General features: G+C 68.7%; 17 protein-coding genes. All 17 read right to left on the reverse strand.

Features of this window, described 5'->3' with window-relative positions:
• Positions 1–749: 749 nt before the first annotated feature.
• The 17 genes from DFR74_RS38110 to DFR74_RS29010 all read right to left on the reverse strand — a co-directional run bounded on the left by DFR74_RS38110 (position 750) and on the right by DFR74_RS29010 (position 19,327).
• Positions 750–959: an endonuclease domain-containing protein gene (locus DFR74_RS38110; RefSeq protein WP_113975341.1), complete on the reverse strand. Its 210-nt coding sequence runs from the start codon at positions 957–959 to the stop codon at positions 750–752.
• A gap of 623 nt (positions 960–1,582) precedes the next feature.
• Positions 1,583–3,082: a flavin-containing monooxygenase gene (locus tag DFR74_RS28935; protein WP_067509138.1), complete on the reverse strand. Its 1,500-nt coding sequence runs from the start codon at positions 3,080–3,082 to the stop codon at positions 1,583–1,585.
• The gene (locus DFR74_RS28940) at positions 3,079–3,939 is read right to left on the reverse strand and encodes a hypothetical protein (RefSeq protein ID WP_147265973.1); all 861 of its coding nucleotides are present in this window, start codon (positions 3,937–3,939) and stop codon (positions 3,079–3,081) included. The genes DFR74_RS28935 and DFR74_RS28940 overlap by 4 nt, the downstream gene beginning before the upstream one ends.
• A gap of 221 nt (positions 3,940–4,160) precedes the next feature.
• Entirely contained in the window at positions 4,161–5,102 is a 942-nt protein-coding gene (locus DFR74_RS28945; RefSeq protein ID WP_067509133.1) for a hypothetical protein, read from the reverse strand.
• Positions 5,103–5,238: 136 nt separating this feature from the next.
• Positions 5,239–6,072: a hypothetical protein gene (locus tag DFR74_RS28950; protein WP_157115830.1), complete on the reverse strand. Its 834-nt coding sequence runs from the start codon at positions 6,070–6,072 to the stop codon at positions 5,239–5,241.
• A gap of 75 nt (positions 6,073–6,147) precedes the next feature.
• Positions 6,148–7,029, reverse strand: coding sequence for an MBL fold metallo-hydrolase (locus DFR74_RS28955; RefSeq protein ID WP_198161736.1), 882 nt, complete (start codon positions 7,027–7,029; stop codon positions 6,148–6,150).
• A 143-nt stretch (positions 7,030–7,172) separates the two neighbouring features.
• Entirely contained in the window at positions 7,173–8,111 is a 939-nt protein-coding gene (locus tag DFR74_RS28960) for a hypothetical protein (RefSeq protein WP_147265974.1), read from the reverse strand.
• A 112-nt stretch (positions 8,112–8,223) separates the two neighbouring features.
• On the reverse strand, positions 8,224–9,129 hold the full coding sequence (locus DFR74_RS28965) for a hypothetical protein (RefSeq protein WP_147265975.1): 906 nt from the start codon (positions 9,127–9,129) through the stop codon (positions 8,224–8,226).
• 371 nt (positions 9,130–9,500) lie between these two features.
• Positions 9,501–10,436 carry a hypothetical protein gene (locus DFR74_RS28970; RefSeq protein WP_067509125.1) on the reverse strand — a complete coding sequence of 312 codons (936 nt, stop codon included), beginning with the start codon at positions 10,434–10,436 and terminating at the stop codon, positions 9,501–9,503.
• Positions 10,437–10,671: 235 nt separating this feature from the next.
• Positions 10,672–11,325, reverse strand: a complete 654-nt coding sequence (locus DFR74_RS28975; protein WP_067509123.1) for a hypothetical protein — start codon at positions 11,323–11,325, stop codon at positions 10,672–10,674.
• Between the two features lie 139 nt (positions 11,326–11,464).
• Positions 11,465–12,358 carry a DUF4913 domain-containing protein gene (locus DFR74_RS28980; protein WP_170160814.1) on the reverse strand — a complete coding sequence of 298 codons (894 nt, stop codon included), beginning with the start codon at positions 12,356–12,358 and terminating at the stop codon, positions 11,465–11,467.
• The gene (locus DFR74_RS28985; protein WP_084537604.1) at positions 12,352–14,256 is read right to left on the reverse strand and encodes a type IV secretory system conjugative DNA transfer family protein; all 1,905 of its coding nucleotides are present in this window, start codon (positions 14,254–14,256) and stop codon (positions 12,352–12,354) included. Before DFR74_RS28985 ends, DFR74_RS28980 begins: the two co-directional genes overlap by 7 nt.
• Before the next feature lie 36 nt (positions 14,257–14,292).
• Positions 14,293–15,375, reverse strand: coding sequence for a hypothetical protein (locus DFR74_RS28990; RefSeq protein ID WP_147265976.1), 1,083 nt, complete (start codon positions 15,373–15,375; stop codon positions 14,293–14,295).
• Positions 15,376–15,588: 213 nt separating this feature from the next.
• Positions 15,589–16,485 carry a hypothetical protein gene (locus tag DFR74_RS28995; RefSeq protein ID WP_147265977.1) on the reverse strand — a complete coding sequence of 299 codons (897 nt, stop codon included), beginning with the start codon at positions 16,483–16,485 and terminating at the stop codon, positions 15,589–15,591.
• A 68-nt stretch (positions 16,486–16,553) separates the two neighbouring features.
• On the reverse strand, positions 16,554–17,480 hold the full coding sequence (locus DFR74_RS29000) for a hypothetical protein (RefSeq protein WP_113975343.1): 927 nt from the start codon (positions 17,478–17,480) through the stop codon (positions 16,554–16,556).
• 31 nt (positions 17,481–17,511) lie between these two features.
• On the reverse strand, positions 17,512–18,477 hold the full coding sequence (locus DFR74_RS29005) for a hypothetical protein (RefSeq protein ID WP_067509110.1): 966 nt from the start codon (positions 18,475–18,477) through the stop codon (positions 17,512–17,514).
• Positions 18,464–19,327, reverse strand: a complete 864-nt coding sequence (locus tag DFR74_RS29010; protein ID WP_067509108.1) for a hypothetical protein — start codon at positions 19,325–19,327, stop codon at positions 18,464–18,466. Before DFR74_RS29010 ends, DFR74_RS29005 begins: the two co-directional genes overlap by 14 nt.
• Between the last annotated feature and the right edge of the window lie 4 nt (positions 19,328–19,331).

The following is a 19,331-nucleotide window of genomic DNA, read 5'->3' on the forward strand; positions in this document are numbered from 1 at the left end:
GCGTCGACCCCGCCGAGCGTATCGACGCCAACATGCCCGAGACATCGGCGCCCACCACACCCGGAGCGGCGAACGCATCCCGCTACACCTGCTGAACGAACGTCCGCACGCCACATCGCAACCCTGCCAAGGAGTCTCATGTCCCACCTCCCACCAGCCCGACGTCGTGCCGTCACCGCACTGCTCGTGATCGAGGTCGTCCTCGTCGCCGTCAATGCCTACCTCGAGCTGAGAAACCTTCGAGCCCAATGGGGCGCACGCCGAGACGGCCAGTTCCCTCGCAGCTGACACATTGCGGGCCCCGGTTCCCCTAACCGGATCCGGAATTCTGCGCAATACCCAGCACAACGACACACGTCCCCAGTCGCCGAGGAGTGGATTCAATGCTGAACCACGAAACCCAGCCGGGCTACCTGCACCCCGGAACACTGCAACACGTCCGACGCAACCTTTACGACTGTGCGAACGATCCCGGTGAACTCGAATCCGCGGAAGTCGACAAGGCCGCATCTCTGCATCGCCACTGCTCCACCGGATGCCGAGTTCGCCAGCGATTGGCAGCGACCCACACCACAGGGCACGCACAGCGCGCAACATAGTCAAGGGCACCGGTACGAAATACCGCCATGACGGTGGCGGGCTGGCCGCATGCCCGCAGTAGGGTTTCCCACTCGAAGGGGTCACAGAGAAGGGGCTTCCACACGTTGGCCGTAACTTGCAGTCTCCGTGGCTTGCCTCTGCGCGGGTGATCAGGTCGAATTTCGCGGTGGGCGGATGCGCCAAGTAGTCGCCCCACCGGCAACCGCTCGGGCGCCCGCAGAGTTCGACCCGTTGTTGCACCAACGGCACAACAGCCTTCGGACCGCGCCGGTGAAGCGATCGTCGTCGATCGCAATTCCCGGCGCGTACCCGCATGCGTGACAATCGGAACAGAATTCGCCTGCAAGCAGCGCACGCATCCGGGCGGGCCCATTTTCGAATCATGGCAGGCGGGCTACCATTTGACCGACTCGTGCAGCGTGCAGCGTTTGCAGTCCTTCCTCGTGAGTGAACGTTCGTCGCCGGCCCGTCGCCGAAACCGCCCGCTACAATCGTAGGTGAGGAATTCTGACGGTGACGATCGACAAGGGGGAACCAATCTCGTGAAACCTGGTGCGTCGCCGGTTCGCCGCAAGCGCCTTGCCCGTTGGTCTTTGCCTATCCGGGTTCGGGACCTGTTTCTGGAGAGCTACGACGAGTCGTTGCTCAATGTGGCTGTCGCCGCGACACGCGAGGACCCCGATGGAGCCGAACTTCCTGTCGCATCCTTGTGGCGGAGTGTTGCTCGGAATCCGCGGTGGAAGCGATGGCGTGTGACTCCACAAAACGCCGAGCAGCGATTGCGGGATTTCCGCGCCGGGCTCCGATACGGTCCCCACGGCGATCGATTCCACTCGCGGCGCACGAGGCGACTGCTCCGCAGCGCGTTGCGAGAGCTGTCGCCGAATGATCCGGCCCACGGCGAGCTCGCGGCCTCCATGGTCGCACTTGCCCCGCCCCCGGACTGGGACGACTCGGTCACGTCGTAGGCGCAGGCGTGCGGTCAGCCCGTGGTCGGGATCGGTCGCAGGTGCCTCCACGGTGTGCGCAAGGCGTGGGCGAACGCGCGTCGGCTGCTGGGCCACGGGTTGGTGAGACGGCCGCTGCTGTGTGTGAACCAGCTGGGTGTGGCGGTCCACACGGTCGTGCTCAGTGCGTGGTCGAGGCGACGCTGGTAGTCCTCGGCGACCTCGACGTCGACCTCGATGGCTTGTGCTCCGATTTCGCGTCGCCACCGCAGTGCTTGGATGATGTAGTCGATCTGGTGTTCTTTCATGGCCGGATTGCTGTGCGCGGGGCTGAACGTGTTGGGGCCCGCGAGCAGAAACAGGTTGGGGTATCCCTCGATGAGCGTGCCCAGGAACGCGGTTGGCCCGCTCCGCCATTGGTGCGCGAGTACGCGGCCGTCTCGGCCATGTACCGTGATCGGCGCCAGAAAATCTGTCGCGTGAAATCCTGTGGCGTAGATGATGACCTCGGCGCGGCGGTGGCGGTCGGTGGTGGCGACGCCGGTGGGTGTGATCGCGGTGATGGGTTCGGTGACGAGTTCGACATTTTCCCGGTTGAGGGTCGGGTAGTACCGGCTGTCGAGGATGATGCGCTTGCCGCCGATCGGGTAATCGGGCGTCAGCTGCTGGCGCAGTCGCGGGTCTGTGATGGTTCGACGCAGATATCGGCGCGCCATGCGCTCGGCGGGTACCGCCGACCAGCCACGGCGCATGATCGGTGCCAGCACCACGTCTGCGGCGAGGTCGAGCGCACAGCGGTAGAGTGCGTGCGCCCCAGGGATTCTCAGCGCAGCCTGCGACATCGGGCCGAAATCGTCGCCCGGTTTGGGCATAACCCAATGCGGATTGCGCTGATACAGTCGCACGCGTTCGGCCCGTTCGGCGACGTGCGGAAGGATCTGCGCCGCACTGGATCCGGTGCCGATGACGGTCACGTCCCGGTCGGTGAGATCGACACGGTGGTCCCATCGTGCTGTGTGGAACGCTGGCCCGGCGAAGGACTCACGTCCGGGAATGTCGGGTAGCTTCGGCCGGTGCAGCTGTCCGACCGCGAACACCACGATATCCGTGCTGATCGCTTCCCCGCTGGCGGTGGTCAGGTCCCAGTACCCGGGTTCGTGGTAGGTCGCGGCGCTGATCGCGGTGTTCAGCCGCAGGACCGGAGCGAGCGAGTTCGCTTCTGCCACTCCTCGCAGGTAGTCCAGGGTGGCGGCCTGGCCGGGGTAGCGCACGGTGGCGTCGCGATAGGGCGAGTGCGAATAGGAGTACAGGTGCGCCGGGACATCGCAGGAGCATCCGGGATAGGTGTTGTCCCGCCATACGCCGCCGATGTCTGACCCGGCGTCGACCAGTAGAAAGTTGTCGTCGATGACTTCGGAGGCCCGCAACGCCGCTGCCATGCCGATCCCGCCGAAACCCGCGCCGACGACCACGAGCTGGTAGCGATGGGATCGCCGCGGTCGGCCGGTCGCGGTCGATGACAGTCGCCCGGTCATAGTGAATACCCACTGTCGAGATCGCTGAATATGACCTGACCTGACCATTCGACGCCGGTGTCGGTGTCGGTGCCTCTCGCGTCGGTCCCGGCGTACGGCACGTAATCTGCAGGAGGCGGTTCACCGGCAGCGGTATTCATCGACGCGGAGTGCTCGGTGGTCTGCGTTGTCGCCAACTTCCATGCGTCTCGGTAGTCCGTCGTGGAAGTCTGCGCCAACCGTTCCGCGATGCTCTCGATGATGTCGTGCGGAGATCGTTTCATTGGGATGAGTTCGAGGAAATAGTCGGCAGGCAGCCCTGCCTTGTTGAGGCCGAAATGTTGACGGCCCACGCGGCCGATGTCCCGCGCAGCGAGCCTTGTCCACAGATCGTGGATCTCAGAAGCGGATTTCTTGACGGCGCGGGCGAACCCGACAGTAACCCAGCGGTGTGCGCTGTGGCCCCAGATCCCCGACATGACCGCTTGTTCGTCAGGGGCATCCGAATGCAGCAGTGCGGTGATGACGACGGCGCGGGCGTGCATCACCGTCACAGCGCGCTCCATTCGTGCCGCCGCCGCAAGATCTTCGGGGGGATGCAGGACCCGGTGAGCGGCCTCGGTTACCATGTATCGACGCAGATCGCGGATATCGCCGAGCAACGCATCCAGCAAACGTTGCCGGTTGTTGGGACCGCTGGCGGTCGGCAACGATTCCGGGTCCCAGCGGTCGCCCTGCTCGCCGAGCAGGCGAGCGTGAGCTATCCAATTCTGCGGGACCCCGCCCGACAAGGCGGCCATTTCCATGCCGCCCACCAGCGACCCCGCACTGGCTTCCGCATGGATTGCCGCAAGAATTTTCATGTGCAGTCGATTCATGGAAATTTCCTTTTGCCGATCTTCCGCGCACGCGGCGACCTGTCGTGGGGCCGACGCTGTGCGGGGCCTATTTTCGTTCGAGGTCCCCGAAATCCAGCCACCCAGCGGGGCGTGGCGGCGGTGTAGGTCGAACTTTCCTGTCCCCGCCCGTCCTGTGGTGTGCGCGGTGGTCGAAGACCGGTTTGTGTGGGCGTGTGGTGTGGTCTGCTGATTGCGGGACGTCACGGTTCTGCTCCGGGTACCGGTGGTTGTGCTGGATCCATCCCGTGGTCATCCATCCCGGGGGCCGGAGTTGGGTCGTGGGTGGTGTCCCATGCGTGGCTGAGTTCGGGGGGCAGCGCCGCCTCGAGCGCGGCACCGACGCCGGGCTGGGTCACGCTGTCGTGTAAGTCGGCGGTGAGTTCGCGTGCGGTGGCGAACAGTTCGTTCACGGGCGCGGTGTGGCCGTCCGGTTCGGTCAATGTCGGGGCTCCGCGCCGACGGCGGAGTCCGATCACCGAGCTGCGGAGGGTGTCGGCGATTCTCGGGGTGGTGTATTCGCGCCATGCCGCCACGACCTCGCCTGTGGGTTCGCCGATATGGTTCTCGATCGCCGCTGCCAGCATCCCGGTGTCGGGCTTCCACGCCGGGACGTCTCGGGTCGGGGGTTTCGACAGCGTTGCCGCGGTGACCTGAGCGCGTACGTAGGCGGCGACGGCGTTTCGGCGTAGTTGCCGTGAGGCGACGGAATCGGGGTCGCCGGCGATGTCGTCGATGCCCAGGTGCCGTTCGCGGACCACCGCGAGGGCGACCATTTCGATCACTGCTGCCCGGTCGGCCCGCACGCGCGGCCACGAGCCGCGCTGCGGCACCCACAGCGGCGTCGGGAACGTCTGCGTCGGCGACCATGGGCGACCCTCGCGGCCGGCGGCGCGAGCGCGAGCCACCCACGCCCGAGGGGCGCCCCGCTCGACGGCATCGCGCTCGACATCGCGGCGGGCGAGGTCGATCCGGTCCGCCGGCCGCTCCGCCGTGGGGTCACCGTGTCCCGGCACGGCGCGGGCGCTGCGCAGCCGACCGGCCTCGGCGGCCAATTCCTGGATCCTCCGCAGATCCAGCACCTGACCTGATGCCAGGTGCGCGGCCTTCACCCACGGCGGCTGCGGTGCGCCCTTCATCGCCATGAGCGCCCCCGCTCGGTGTCGGGGTGGCGTCGTGTACGCGCGGCGCGCCGATCACGCCGGCCGGCCGAGTCCCGGGCCGGCCTCGCACCGGCGGTTCGGCGCTGGATGATGTCCGGATTCATGCGATCGCCTGGCGCTAGAGGCCCATGTCGAAGCCCGCATCCGGCCAGATGGCATCGGTCGGGTCGAAGGTCAGATCCGGGATGACAGCCCCTCGGGCCAGGCTTTTGAGATCCAGTGTCGCGACCGCCCTGCCCACCAGGTGGTGCAGTTCTTCCACGCTGGGGACCAAGACGTCGGTAGGCAGATCTTCCGCCCTCACACCCGCGCTGGCGCGCACTGCGGCCTCGTCGGCGTCGTCGAGCCACGACAGCGTGCGCCATCGTTCACGCAACCGGGTGCGGCTGAAGTTGTACACCGCTGATCTCACGGCGAGTTCCCAGCCGTCCTCGGTGGCGGGAATGAGTTCTGCGAGGTCGGCGGCACCGAGTTGCCCCGAATAGGCGAGCGCGACAATGGTTTCGCGCAGCGTTGTCACGTTCTCGCGGAGTTGGTGGCGCACGTCGGCGGGCAGCCCTGGGGCGAACCATGAATGATCGGCCTGTGCGGCGGTCGACATCTCGACAATGCTCCACATGCGTTCTGCGATGCCGTCGACGGCGCAGCGAGCCACCGGATGCTGCGGAGAATCGCCGGGCGGCAGCCAATCCGCGTTCGTGGCGCCATGGGAGGCTTCCCGATCGATCGTGCGAATCAATTCGACCGGGATTCCCTGTCCTTCGGCGCGGACGTAGAGAGCCAGCCGTGCCGCGCCGCGTTCATGCAGTTCGTCTCGCCAGGCGTGCAGTGCACCGCGATCCCCGCCGGGCCGAGCCCGAGGGAACCCCTCCTCGAGCAGGTAGTAGAACAGGATCGCCTCGCCGAACGCTCGGCGGGCCAGGCGCGCTTGCCAGTCGCGCAACTCAGCCATCAGCACGACCCCCTTCGTTCGGTGCTGTGGCGTAATGGGTTGTGGTAGTTCACTTTTTAGGTCCTGTCGCTGGTGTCATCGGAGACCCGGAGCGTGGGGGTTCCAGCGGTAGCCGTCGGTGGTGTGGTGGGTGATGTGACCGAATTGGGCGTCGGCGAAATGCACGGCGAATCCGAGGGTTCCGGGCGCGGCGAGGTCGTCGATGAGCCGGGCCGCGGTTCTGCGGGAGGCGATCGGGTCGTCGTCGGGGGCGGCGGTCAGGTCGGGGTGGGTCACCTGTAGCGGCGTGGTGAGGGCGTCACCGATCGCGGCCAGCCGCTGCCCTCGGGAGGTGACCAGGTAACCGGTGTGGCCGAGGCTGTGTCCGGGCAGGGCGATCGCTCGCACGCCGGGAAAGATCTCCTCTCCGGCGGTGATGGTCGTGACCTGCCTACTGAATCGATCCAGGAAGACTTGCGCGGTGCCGTCGGCGATCGCGAGATCTGGTCTGGCCCATTCGGTTTCCCCGACTACGACGCGGGTGTGGGCGAAGGGCCCGGGTTCCGGGGTCAGGCACAGCCAGCCGATGTGGTCGAGGTGCAGGTGGGTCACCGCGATCAGCTCGATGTCTGCGGGGTTCTTCCCGGCTGCGGCGAGGCTGTCGAGCAGTCCGCCGCCGTGTAGGGTGCCGACGTCGGTGGGGACGCTGAGTGGCCCGAAGCCGGTGTCGATCAGCATGGCCCGGTCACCGTGTTCGATCAGGAGCGCGCCGAGGCTGGCGGTGAGCCAGCCGTCGGGGTTGAGGAGGTGGGCGTGGTCGATCCACAGGTCCTCACTCGCACCGGGCAGCCACATGCCGGGGTTGAGGAGCCCGACTCCGTCGGGCAGGTAGGTCACGCGCAGATCGCCGATGAAGATCGAGCGCTGAGCGCCCGGTCGGGTGAATTGGGTCGTCGCTGAATGGGATAGCTGAGCCATGAGTGGTTCCTCCGTGATTGTGCGGGTTAGCGGGTTTTCGTGTGGGTTGGGATGGCGAGTGCGCTGTGGGTTCCGGTTCCACGCGGTCGTCGCCTGGGGCGATTTCGGCCCGGGAGGGGCGTGGGGTGCGGCGCGTCGGCTGGTCACGGCCGTTCCGCCGCGTCGAGCCCGGGTGGCGCGGTCCCGAGTCCGGTGTCGGGCACCACCCAGTACGGGTTGTCGTGATCCGGTGCGGTGTCGGCGTCTGCGCGGGCGCCGGTGTGGGGTGCGGTGCCGGTGAGGTTGGCTGCGGCGATCGCTGTCCCCGCATCGGCGGCAGAGGCTGGGCCCGTGACGGATTCGATATCGGCCGCTAGGGCCAGTGCCGTGCGGATATCTCGGGTGAGGTCGGCGTTGCTGGTGCGGACCGTTGTGGCGTCGAGGGGGTGCACTCCCGCGCTGGCGGCGGCGTGGACCCGTCGCCGGTACATGCCGGTGTCGCGTCGCGCGGCGGTGATCCACGCGGTGCGCGCGGTGTCGTCGTCCAGATCGCGCACCATGGCCGCGCCCCGGCCGATCCACTCCCGCGGGCCGCGGGTCCAGACCTGGCGCATCTCGTCGCGATCCAGCCGCAGCAGTCGCGTGATCACCAACGCGTAGGATCTGATGTCGGTCATCGCGTGGTCGAATTGCCGTGCCAACCGGGGATCTTCACGGGCGCCGAGGACACCGTGGCGAGCGTTGAGCGCGGTCATCTCCCGTAGCACGCTCACGTCCGCGCTCACGGCGGTGAGCAGTGAGTCCCGGTACACGCGCCCCACCGGCACCGCCCGATACTGCATCCATCGCCCGCCGCGCTCGGCGTAGGACTGCATCGCGGCGATCCACTCCGGTGCCACGCCCCCAGCGCGCGCGAGCTCCAGGAGGTGGTTGTGTGCGCTGATCGCGGCTTCCAGTGCCGCATACTCGGCTTGATTCATCGGCGCGGAGCCCGATTCAGCCGCGACGAGGATTCCGTGCAGCCGGTGGTGGGCGGCGCGGAGTCGGTTGAGCACTCTGCGCTGCATCGCGGTCGGCGTCACAACCTCGACCTGATGGGTCATCACGACCACCCCGCCCGAATGGTGGCCTTCAGTGTGGTTCTGGCGACTCGACCATCGGGGTCCCGGCGTGCGTTGCGCTCACGGGTTGTCTCGTGGCGGGGCGGGGCGGGGGTCATTGTGGCCCGCCGATCGGATCGGGATCGGGCCCCGGCGTGGCGTGCTCGACGCCGGTCGCGGGCTCGGCCGCTTCGTCGGCGAACAGATCCCGTTCTTGGGTGCCGGTCAGCCCGGCGTCGCGTAGGGCTGTGCTCGCAGTGTCCGGGGTGGGGTTTCGCCAGCGGTGGATGATCGCGGACCGGTCGAGGCGGGTGCGGGTGCCGCGCACCAGATCGGTTGGCTGGGTGGTCACCGGCACGTCGGTGGCGGGATGCACGCCCGCGCTCGCCGCCGCGGCGGTTCGCCGGCGCAACCCGCTGGTGTCGGTGTCGGCGGCGTCATACCATCGTGCGCGCACGACGGCGGGATCCAAGCCCGCGACCCGGGCTGCGGCGTCGGTCTCCCATGCGCCGGGGTCGCTGGTCCAGATCTCGCGTGTTTCCTCCGGTTCCAGGCCCAGGAGTTTGGTGACGATCAGCGCGTCGGCGCGTCTGTCCCGCATGACCGTGTGCAGGCGGCGTGCCGCCTGACGGTTTTCGGCGAGGCCCGCTGGCCCGTACCGCGCATCCAGCCCGGTGATCGTGCGCAACGTCGCGACGTCATGGGTCACGCGGGCGACCAGGTCCGCGCGATCGACGTGTCCGGTCGGTAGTTCGGACAACTCGCGCACGGGCGCGCCCTGGTCCGCTCCTTGCTGGATCGCGGCGATCCATTCCGGCGGGATCCCGCCCGCCAGAGCGACATGGATCAGCGCGTGCTGCCGGTCGATCTCGGTTTCCAGTCTGGCCAGCGTGCGTCGATCGATGTCGCGGGCGCTGGCCAAGGCGTGGTGCAGTCGCTGCTGTTCGGTGTTCAGTCGCCGGATCACGCTGCGCTGCAAGATGTTCAGATGGTCCGGTGACACCGGGTGCGAGACCATCACCGCAACCGCCTCGATACGCGTGCCGCTGCGGTATCAGCGTTGTCGGGCCCCTCCACATGTGCGGGCCGGCGGGGGTTCGGGGTGCTCGATGGGTTCGGTGTCGTGGTGGCAGGGTGCCCGGGAGTCCCGGGCACGGGGGCTGCTGTGCTCACGAATGACCTCCGTCGTGTTGGGTTCGGTCCGAGTCCCTGGGACTCGGCGGGAGGTCCCTTGTGCCTTGTTGGGGCGAGCATCGCGGTCCTTACCCGTGACCGATGCCGGTGCTCGCCTGTCGGGGTTCGAGCGGAGTTCAGTTCAGCCTTGTGTGTCGGTCGTTGGTTCACTCCCTCGTTCGGTGCCGTGGCCGCAAGGCCCGGAGGCGGCGCGGTCCGTCACAGCCAGTACCCGTCATCGGGTTGGATGAATTCCGTTGTTCCAGTGTCATTTTCGAGATTTTCGACGGTGATCGGGGCGTGCGGTGCGGAGGCGTGGCTGAACGTCGCCTGCGAGGTAGGGTCGTTGCCGGGTAGGTCCCGAGCCGCGCCGCCGAGGTCGGCCGCGTCGATCGCCGTGCCGGCTCCCGGTTCTGCGGTGTCCAGTTCGGTGGTGATCAGGGCGACCAATTCGCGGGGTCTCGTCGGTGGTGTGAACGCTCTGGTCCTGGTGAGCCGGATTCCGGCTTCGTCCGCCGCGATCGCCTCCCAGCCGTAGTCCCAGCCGTACGGGGATCGTGCCGCGGACCGCCATTCCGCGCTGATCCGGGCGGGATCGAGGCGGGCGCTGTCGGCGGCGGCCGCGCGGACCCAGGCGCCGGTATCGCCCCACAGCGTCTTCGGCTCAGCTCCGCTGACACCGGCCAGCCGTGCGGCCGCGACGCTGCGGCGCCACATCGCCGCCATGACGAACTCGACCGATTCGGCGGTGGTAGGGTCCTCGGCGTGCAGGCCCAGACGGTGGGCGGCCGCGTCCACTCCGGTGTACCAGCGCAGCTTGCTCCAGTCATCGCGTAGCCCGGCCAGCACGGTGGCGCGATCGGCGCGCACCGCGGGTTTGGGTAGTGCGACGCCGGGGTGCCAGATCAGTCCTGCGCGTGCGCTGTCGGCCACCTCCCGTACCCAGGCTTCGGGCACACCGGCCGCGCTGGCGAGCCGCTCGAGCGCCTCGAGGGTCGAGACGAGGGTGTCGATGTCCTCCGTTGTCTCCACGGACCGGTCTCGGCCACCGCGCCGGCCCGATCGCGAGGCCGGCTCGGCGAGTTCACGCGCCAGGCTGTGCCACTCGCCCAGGGTGCGCAGCACTTTCGTTTGCAGCGGGGTCGGCTTGGCCATCACGCCGCCTCCCTCGCTGAGGCAGTCCCCCGCAGCGCCCGGGGGACGCGGTTTACCGATGCGGTCACCGCGAGCAGCGGGATCGACTGTCGACGCGGCTGGTCGCCCCTGCGTATCGTGTCGGCCTCGAGTTGTTTCGGTCCTGTGACGGCCGGTGGCATGTGCGGCACGGTGTGGTGGCTGTCGCGGGCGCCGGGTGCGGCGCGGTCGGGGCGCAGTCGTGGTGGACTGCCGGTCACGACAGCTCCGGATCGTTGGATCGAGCGGTATCGAGATCGGTTTCGGGCCACGGATTGCATTGGTCACCTCCGGGGTCGGTCGTGGTCGGATCTGGAGAATCTTCCTGTCCTTCGCGGTGGGTGGGGTCGTGCGCGGTGACGTCGGTCACGACCGGCTCGGGCACCGCTCGGATCGGCCAGGGCGAGAGCGGGGCTGGCGATCCGGCAGGGTTGTCGCGGCCGAGTTCGGTTCGCGCGGCGGCGATCAGTGCCCCGGGTTCGGCGTGCACCGGCACGACCGCCCGCCCGTCCTGCGCTCGGATTCCCGCCCTGGTCAGTGCGCGGTATTGCGTGTCGTGATCGGGGTCGATGCTGCGCGCCGCATGGATTCGGCGTCTGGTGAGAGCACCACGATCGAGCACCCGGACGGAGTCGGTGGTGCGGGCGATCCAGTCGGATTCGCCTGTGCCCCAGAGCCGCTGCGCTTCACCAGGTGTCAGCGCGAGCAGGTCGCTCAGCGCCAGGGCACGGTTCATCCCCACCTCGATACCGGCGCTCAGGACCGCGTCCAGTCTCGCGTCCGAGGGCGGCGCCAGGGTCGGGACCACGGCTTCCAGTCTCATCAGTTCGCGCAGCCGGTCGATGTCGCCGTGCAGGGCATCCAGCAGCACCTCCCGATCGACCGGAGCCGCATGCAGGTGGGGCCGCAGCCCGGCAGGCCATCGTCGTCCCAACTCGCCGAGACGCAATGCCCAGGAACGCCACTCTCCGGGAACCCCGCCTCGAGCAGCGAGGGTGCGTCGGTTTCGCTCATCTCGAGTCCTCTGTGTCTGTGTGGAAGGTGCGGAAATCGGGGCGGAAATCGGGGCCGAAGCCGAGGTCTTCGACCGGGGTCGGGGTGCCGGGGAGGTGGAACCAGTCGGTGGGTGGCGGCTGGAACGGCAGTCCCGGCACGGGGACGTGCATGTCGGGTGTACAGCGGTGCAGGGGCCCGGCGGCGGCATCGAGGATCACCCGCATCTCGGGGTCGATGTGACGCAGGATGTAGGTCGACATCGAGGACTTGTCCTCGGCGATGCGAGCCGCTTCGAACCCGCGGTGCAGTGCCGCGAAACGGATGGCCACGCCCCGGTGTTCCCACCAGCGACGGCACCAGGTGTAATTCCCCTCGCGGGAGCTGCCGGTCAGGCGCACCGCGGTGATGGGCAGCAACCACCGCTCGGTGAACTCGGTGAAGTCGGTGAACCGCGGCGGCGGTGGCGTCTTCTGCTCGCTCGCCCCGTCCTCGCCGGTCGCTGGAGGTGGCGGTGGTGGTGGCGGTGTGACCGCGGTGCCGAAGAAGTTGTAGGGCACCGGTTCGAACGCCAGCGAGGCCAGTGGCTGATGCCGGGCCCGCGTGCAGCGATGCAACGGCCCGTTCGCGGCATCGAGAATCACCCGGAAATGCGGATCGACGTGCCCCACCAGGTAGGCGTTCATCGCCGATCCGACCTTGGAGCGGCGTGTCGCCTCGAACCCGCGGTGCAGGTGGGCGATTCGCACCGCCACCGGGCGGTGCGCCCACCATTGCGTGCACCAGGTGTAGGTCTGCTCGCGGTGCGATTCGGCCAGGCGAACCCCGATCATCGGCAGCAGCCATTCCTGCGCGAACTGCACAAAATCCCGGAACCGCGGCGCGGTCGGAGAGGGCGTAGCGCTCACCATGCCCAGACCTCTCTGCCGTCGCCGTCGCCGCCGTTGTCGGTGGGCTTGGTCAGCGTCACCGTCGCCGCGGTGCCGCCGGATCCGCCGAAGCGGGCCAGCGATGCCGCGATGGCCTCGGCGTGCGGGCTCTCGGTCCACCATCGTTTGCGCACCAGCAGCGGCTTGTGACCCGGAAGACGAATCAGCGCACGGTCTTTCGGCAGGGCGGCCAGGTCGGACACGGTCAGGATCGGCTCCGCGCGCCAGGTGAGGGTCTTCTGCGTGCCACCGGGTCCGCGGCTGCGGGACCGGTCTGCCACGTCGTGATCGCCGACGAACCGCGACCACTGCTCCAGGTAGTCGAGCACGGCGATACCGCCGCCGTAAATCTCCACCGACTGGGCGCGCATGGTCCTCAATCCGTTGACGCCCCACAGGTCTTCGCCCTGCTCGAGGACCTGAAGGATCGTGATGATCGCGATCCCGCAACCACCCGCATACGTGTAGTAGGAAGGCAATTCGCCGATCTGCGCGCAATTGGCCGCTTCGTCGAGCACCGCCGTGAGCGGAATCCGCAGCCGCCCATCAGGGCGGGCCCGCGCGATCTCCAGCGCGGCCTCGAGGATCTGCCCCACGAGCGCCGCGGTCAGCGGTGTCGCGCTGTCGGCGCCCTTCATCGACAACGCGTAGAGCGTGTCACCGCGAGACTGCACGAAATCGGCCGGTGTGAACTCCGGGAGATCGTGCACGATCTCGTCGTCGAACTCGTTGTCGACCACGATTCCCGCGCGACCGGTGCCGAGGTTCTCGGCTTCGTGGGCCCGCAGCAGCCGCCGCCGCGGCGGGGTGACCAATCTGGCGTACCCGGAGTCGGTGAGCGCGTTCAGGAACCGGCGTGCCATGTCGTACAAGCCATCGCGCTGACGCGCGTACAGCGCTTGCGATTCCAGGATCCGCTCGCCGGCACGGTCGTGCCCGGCATGACGCAGAATCAGCGCTGGTGTCTGATCCTGGTCTCGCCCAAGCCATTCCGCGACATGCAGCAGATCTCCCCGCCCCACCGCGGCCGCCAACATATATAGTGCCAACAGTTCCTGCGCGCCTCCGTCGAAATAGGAGTCCACTCGGGCGTTCGCGGCCTCTGCGGCGCTCCCTGTGGAGGCGGAGACGAAGAACGAGGCGAGTTTGCGTGCGGAGGGCAAATCTTTGACCTGACCGAGAAGATTCACCCAGAACGTCACTTGCGGTGTGCCCGTGACACCTTGCAGATCGCACAGCCACACCCGGCCGCGGCGCTCCCGCTCGCCGAGGGTGTGGCGGTAGAGGTCCGGTTTGTTGCTGGTGGCCAAGCACGCACCCCACGCCTCCAGCGTGAACGGCACCGCCCACGCCATGGTTTTCCCGGTTCGGGTGCCCGCGCAGATCGTGGCGCCCAATTCCGCGGGCAGGTACAGCCCCACTCCGCCGGAGACGGTTTCCCCCAGGTAAGGTCCCGGATTCGCGCGCACGTCGGGGGGCGCGGCAGCCAGGAGCCGTTCGGCGGCGGCCAGGTTGTCGGCCTCGCGGGCGAGGCTGATCGTGGCCGGGCGCGCCATCGTGCGTGCGGCAGCGTCGATTTCGCTGCGACGGCCTGCCGAGAGCCACCAGCGTCGCCCGGCTCCGAGTGCGCCGATGCTCATCACCAGCGCGAGAACGCTGGATTGCCACGGCCATGCCCGCTCTCCGGCGGCGACCTCGACCAGTCCGGTGAGGGGGCTCGCCACGGTGGGCCGTCCGGCCAGCCAGCCGCCGAGAATCAGCGCCACCCAGCCCACGGCCAGTACGATCACCAGTGCGCCGGTCAGCAGCAGCACCGTTGTCTCTTCGGTGTGTCCGCCGCGGTCGCGGCGGCGGGTTTCGCGTCCGAACATCGCTGTCATCCAGTTCTTGTGTCGAAAGGCAGTGAGGACAGGTGGTTACAGCTCGGCCCCGAAGCCGGACCCGGGAATCTCGACCTCGGGGGGCTCGGGGTCGACAGCGGTGTCGAGCGTGGATGTGCTCGCCGGCAGGGCGGCCTCGATCGCGGCGGCCGTCGACGGCGGGGGTGGTGGTGGATCCGTGCGCGCCGCGACCGTGCTCGCCCCGGGGTGTGGTGGCGAGGCGGTAGGGGTGAGTTGCTCGGACAGCGCCGACCACGGCACCTCTGCCAGCCCGGCGCGGCGCGCCAGATCCACCTCAGCTGGCGTGGCCCCGGCTGCGTAAGCGTGGTGAGCTGCCGCACGCAGGTCGGTGTTCAGCAGCTCGAGCGTCTCGACGTGCGCGCGGACCGTGGCGGGCTCCACACCCAGGTGGTCGGGACGGCGCGGGTCGGGGACGAGTTGCCGGGACTGTCGTGTGTGCGCGGCAGCCAGGTCGCGCAGTTCCCGCAAGGCCGACAGCCGCCTGGCCTGCGATGCGCTGGCGAGTTCGGCCTGGACCGGCGCACTGCGCTCGGGGTCGGCCATCGCCCCAGGCTCGGACGCAGCCGCCGGGTGTTCGGTGGTGAGGATGTCGTCGATCCGGTCCACGATCTGGTCGATGCGACCCGGCGGCGCTAGGGCGGCGGGGTCGGGCCCGAACAGCCGGTCCAGCACAGAGCCGCGAACGTCCGGACCGCTGTCGGCTTCGGTCGCGACGGTCGGTGGCGGGCGCCAGCGGGCTGCGTCCAAGCTGGCGTCGTCGGTGGGTGTGGGCCGCAGTCCGGTCAGTTCGCCGGTGACGTGGAGGCTGTGCCGGATCGATTCGGCGGCGTCAGGGTCGCCGTTGAGCGCGTCGAGGACCGTCTCCGCCAGATGCGCGTGTCCACGCCACAGGTTGAGCGCGGCGATCAGTTCGCGCCACTGCGGGTTTCGGTCGTAGGTGTCCGCCAGTTGCCGCGCTTGGGCGGCGAATGTGTCGGCGTGTTGCGGGCTTTCGGCGTACCGGGCCAGTTCGTGCAGGGAGAGGTACTGCCGCAATGCCGCGGTGACCTCGTCGCGTGAGGCTGCTCGCATCGTTGTGGACGCCGATGGTGTGCTCACGGGATAGACCTCCGTCGTTTCTAACGAAGTCCGGCCCGCGTGGATGCGGGGCGGATGGAGGTCCCTGATGCCGGAACGGTGGTCGGCCCGGCCCCTTACCCGAAGCCGATGACGAGGACGATCACCGCGATACGTACAGTTGAACGTGGGGAATCTGTTGCGCCACTGGCCTTCCTGCGCACGATGACGTGCGGGTGTGGCCGAGGGTTCGTGTCAGGGGCTCATCCCGTGCTCCTGACGTGATGGGGGCTCGACTCCTGGTGGTGGCGTGGGTTCTTCGCCCACAGTGGCCAGTGCGGTATCGGGGCTCAGCGCGGCCGCGATCGCGGTCCCGGCATCCGTGCCGGGCGAGTCGGGGTCGGCGGTCTGTCCGGTGGCGGCGGCGACGAATTCGTTTTGGAAGGTCATCCGCGCGGCCCGCATCCACTCCGCCAGACTCGGCGGCGCCGCATCGGTGGTGCGCGCGGCACCATCGCCGGGGTCGATGTAGGGCGGCACGGATTGCTCCCCGGTGGGCATCGTGAAACTGACATACGCACTGGCCAGGCCGGTTTCGGTCGCGTTCAGCGCCCAGATGGCGTGCTGGCGGCGCACGCCTTCGGCCATGTCACCCCATAGCCGGCGTCCCTCGTCACCGGTGATCTGTACTGCGGCCGCGTGGGCGCACACCCGCTGATGTCGCAGCTGTAGCCGATCGATAAACGTTTGAGTCTTCTCGGGCCCGATGTTCAGTAGCCAGCGTCCGGTCGCCTGCCGGTCCTCGATGGCGGCCGCGATCGCGGTCATCCGGTCGAGGTGGTACAGCTCGACCTGCAGCAGGTCCGCGATCAGTTGCTCACCCTCGGTGGCGCGTATCAGCCGGTCGGGCACCAGCACCGGGGCAGGCAGTGGCGATCCTGCCAGCAACACCGTCCGGACGATGTCGCGGACCCACGCCGGGTCGACTCCGCCTTCGATGGCCAGTTGCTCGGCCAGCTCGCGCTGGGTTTGGATCGCGTCGAGCGCGGCCGCGGCCACCTCCTCCGCAGGGACATCGTCGCTTGCTTCCGCGGCGTATTTGGCTGCGCCCCGTACTCTTTCCTTCCGCTCCAACTGCGCCCAGTGCTCCACCGTTCGCAGTAGCTGGGCCTGCCAGCCGACGACGATCGTAGGTGGGCGCTCGCCTCCTTCTCGGCCGTTCACGGTTCGGAACTCCACCGCCCCGGCGTCGGCCGCTCGAACTCCGCGGTGTCCCTCCCGGGCCCCGAGCTGTGGTGGTCCGGAGTGCTCGCGTCGAGGTCGGCCGCCGGCACCGGGCCACTCGCCGTCGTGAGGGGGGAGGTCAGAGCTTCGGTGTGACCTGGCTCGCCACCCGCGCGCCGCCACGCGTCGGACGCTTGCTCGATCATCGCCAACACCGCTTCGGATTCGCGGGACGGCCCGGTCAGCTCGTCCGGGGGCGCGGCGAGGCCGAGAAGTTCCGGATGGCTGTAGGTGGTCCATGCCGCCTGGCGCTCGGCGCGACCCGACATCGACAGCACCTCCACCGTCGCGGCCCAGCCGGTGCCATCACGACTCCACAGCGAATCTCGTTCGGCCCCAGTCAATCCCCACTCATCCATCGTTCGGTACACCGACATCCATACCCGCCGCGCATTGGTGACCAGCGCTTCGCCGATGCGGGAGCCACCTGCGGGGAAGGGGTCGACGCGATGCTCGGCGGCCAGGGCGGCCATCTGGGTCATGACCCAGATATCCCGGGCGATCTCGTCGACCACCGCGGCGCGTCGCAGCGAGTCCGGCGCTCGCGGTGCCTCCCACACGCGTCGCTTGAGACCGTCGTCTTCGGCTCGGTTCAGGTCGGTGGCAGGGATGCCCACCGCGCATCCGTGGCGCCGGAGGCGTTCCAGCGTCAGCGTCGCCACGTTGAGCTCGGCCATCCAGTCACCGAACGCGCCGCGGGTGGCGTCCTCGCGGGTCGGCTCCGGATACCGGTCGACCAGCACGATGCCGACATGGCGTGCGGTGTCGTAGTAGGTGCGCAGCAACCGCACCTTCCAACCCGGCCACTCTGTATGACCCGCGTTCATCGCCGCCGCTGTGACGGTCGGTTCCGAGTGATTCATGTTGCTGTGCATACGATTTCGCCTCTCGGGTTCACAGTTCGGGCCCCCCGTGCGGTGTGTCGGGGCCAGGTGTTGTCACGGTCGGGTCGATGTCGGGGCCGGTGAGCCACTCTCGCCACTGTCGATCGGGTCCGGGCGCCGCGAACGCCTGCAGCGCCAGATCGGTCCGCCACGGATCCCCACTCGGATGCTGGCTCGCGGCGAGCAGGGCGGACTCCGCGTCGGCGAGCAGCAGCCGCGGCGCGTCGGCCCAGCTCCCGGCGCGTCCCGCTTGTTCGGCGCGTAGACCGAACAGCGCCAACGCCCGGTCGGCCGCCTGTTCCACCGAGGCGCGGGCGGCGCTGGTGTATTCGATCCCCAGATCCAGCTCCGACCGCCCGGTCCGCAGGGCTTCGACGTGGCGGGCCCAGCGGGCGGCACTTCCGTCCCACAGCTGGGTGTGCTCGATCTCGGTCAGCTCCGCGACCGCGCCGATGCCCTCGGCCAGGCGCCACCGAGCCTGCATGTTGCGCCACATTCGCTCCTCCGCGCCCATCAGCCATTCGTCCGCTCTGGTCAGATCGGGTTCGGCGGCGTGACGCCCGTCCACCATCAGGGTCAGCAGCGCCGCGCGCTGCATCCCGTAGACCTGTATGGCGATCGCCTCACGCTGTTGTTCGGCCAGCGGGGCGAGTCTGGACGGATTCATGGCGCGGGCGAGTCGACCGTCTTCCCAGGCGATTCCGGCATGCCCGAGATCGCGCGCCAGGTCGATCAGCGGCAGGGGCACACCGGCGACGTAGGCGTGTTCTTCCAGCTCGCGCCGCTCCGCTCGCAGGTCGGCGAGCCCGGCATGCCAGCGCACCAGCGCGATGTCGGCGTCGGTGTGCGCGGTCAGCGGCACCTCACCCGGTCCTCGGTCGGCCCGCCGTCGGAATTCGGCGGCACGAGTCTGGATCTGTTCCAGCAGCCGCGCCTGCCAGCGCGTGAGCCGTCCAGCGTCCTCACGCGGGGTCATAACCGACCACCTCCATCGATACCTCCGGCGGCGCGATGACCTCCGGTGGCCCGTTCTCGGCCGCCGGGATATCGGCGAACCCGGTGCGGGTGGCCAGCACGGCTTGGCCGACCGAAAGGGCGGTGTCGGGATGCTCTGCCGTGCTGAGGGTTTCGAGCTGGGTGCGAGTGGCGGCGATGATCTGATCCGGGGTCCGGCGCATCACGCGGGTGAGGTCGGAGTGGGTGACGCCGCTCTCGCTCATGACCTGCAGGACCAGGGCGTCGTACTGGTGGTCGCCCTTGGCCACGGGAAGGTACCGGGCACCGAGTTGACTGCCCCGCAGTTCGGCCAGTTCGTTGGTGCGCATGCTGATGTGCCGGTCCGAGCCAGACCAGATCTGCGTGATCTCCTTGTCGGTCAGGCGCAGGCAGTGTCCGGCCGCACCCAGTACCTGCCATCGGACACTCAAGCCGGTGGCCATGTTGCCGCGCAAAGCCGCGCCGTCCGCGCCGGTCATCAGTCCGGTCGACTCGACCACGGCGTGCAGCACCACCAGGTCGTGCAGGGTGCCCAGCCGGGCGCCGAATCGGCGCAGGTGTGCGTCGCGGTCGGCGTAGTCGTCGCTGTGGTAAACGGGATGGTCTCCCCAATCGCGGCCCCGTTCGCCCGCCAAGCGTTCGAAATGCACCGCCGCCGCCGGCACGCCCGCGATCAGCGCGGTATCCGAGAGACGATCGATCACGTAACCGAGGCGTACGTCGGCGCGCGCGTCCATCGCTCCCTCCGCGCGCATCTGCGCCGCCGCGTGGGCAGCGTGATGGATGGCATGCAATAGCTGTTTTTGCAGCGCGGAAGGGTAGTAGACCACGGCT

Origin of the sequence: Nocardia puris, from assembly GCF_003315035.1 — a bacterium.
Lineage (GTDB): Bacteria > Actinomycetota > Actinomycetes > Mycobacteriales > Mycobacteriaceae > Nocardia > Nocardia puris.

Bases quoted from the DNA above. Each gene is read 5' to 3' on its own strand.
- DFR74_RS28955 (WP_198161736.1), bottom strand. From the start codon at position 7,029: ATGGCTCAGCTATCCCATTCAGCGACGACCCAATTCACCCGACCGGGC.
- DFR74_RS29000 (WP_113975343.1), bottom strand. From the start codon at position 17,480: ATGAATCACTCGGAACCGACCGTCACAGCGGCGGCGATGAACGCGGGT.
- DFR74_RS28985 (WP_084537604.1), bottom strand. From the start codon at position 14,256: ATGACAGCGATGTTCGGACGCGAAACCCGCCGCCGCGACCGCGGCGGA.
- DFR74_RS38110 (WP_113975341.1), bottom strand. From the start codon at position 959: ATGCGTGCGCTGCTTGCAGGCGAATTCTGTTCCGATTGTCACGCATGC.
- DFR74_RS28945 (WP_067509133.1), bottom strand. From the start codon at position 5,102: ATGGCGATGAAGGGCGCACCGCAGCCGCCGTGGGTGAAGGCCGCGCAC.
- DFR74_RS28940 (WP_147265973.1), bottom strand. From the start codon at position 3,939: ATGAATCGACTGCACATGAAAATTCTTGCGGCAATCCATGCGGAAGCC.
- DFR74_RS28960 (WP_147265974.1), bottom strand. From the start codon at position 8,111: ATGACCCATCAGGTCGAGGTTGTGACGCCGACCGCGATGCAGCGCAGA.
- DFR74_RS28950 (WP_157115830.1), bottom strand. From the start codon at position 6,072: ATGGCTGAGTTGCGCGACTGGCAAGCGCGCCTGGCCCGCCGAGCGTTC.
- DFR74_RS28970 (WP_067509125.1), bottom strand. From the start codon at position 10,436: ATGGCCAAGCCGACCCCGCTGCAAACGAAAGTGCTGCGCACCCTGGGC.
- DFR74_RS28935 (WP_067509138.1), bottom strand. From the start codon at position 3,082: ATGACCGGGCGACTGTCATCGACCGCGACCGGCCGACCGCGGCGATCC.
- DFR74_RS29005 (WP_067509110.1), bottom strand. From the start codon at position 18,477: ATGACCCCGCGTGAGGACGCTGGACGGCTCACGCGCTGGCAGGCGCGG.
- DFR74_RS28980 (WP_170160814.1), bottom strand. From the start codon at position 12,358: ATGGTGAGCGCTACGCCCTCTCCGACCGCGCCGCGGTTCCGGGATTTT.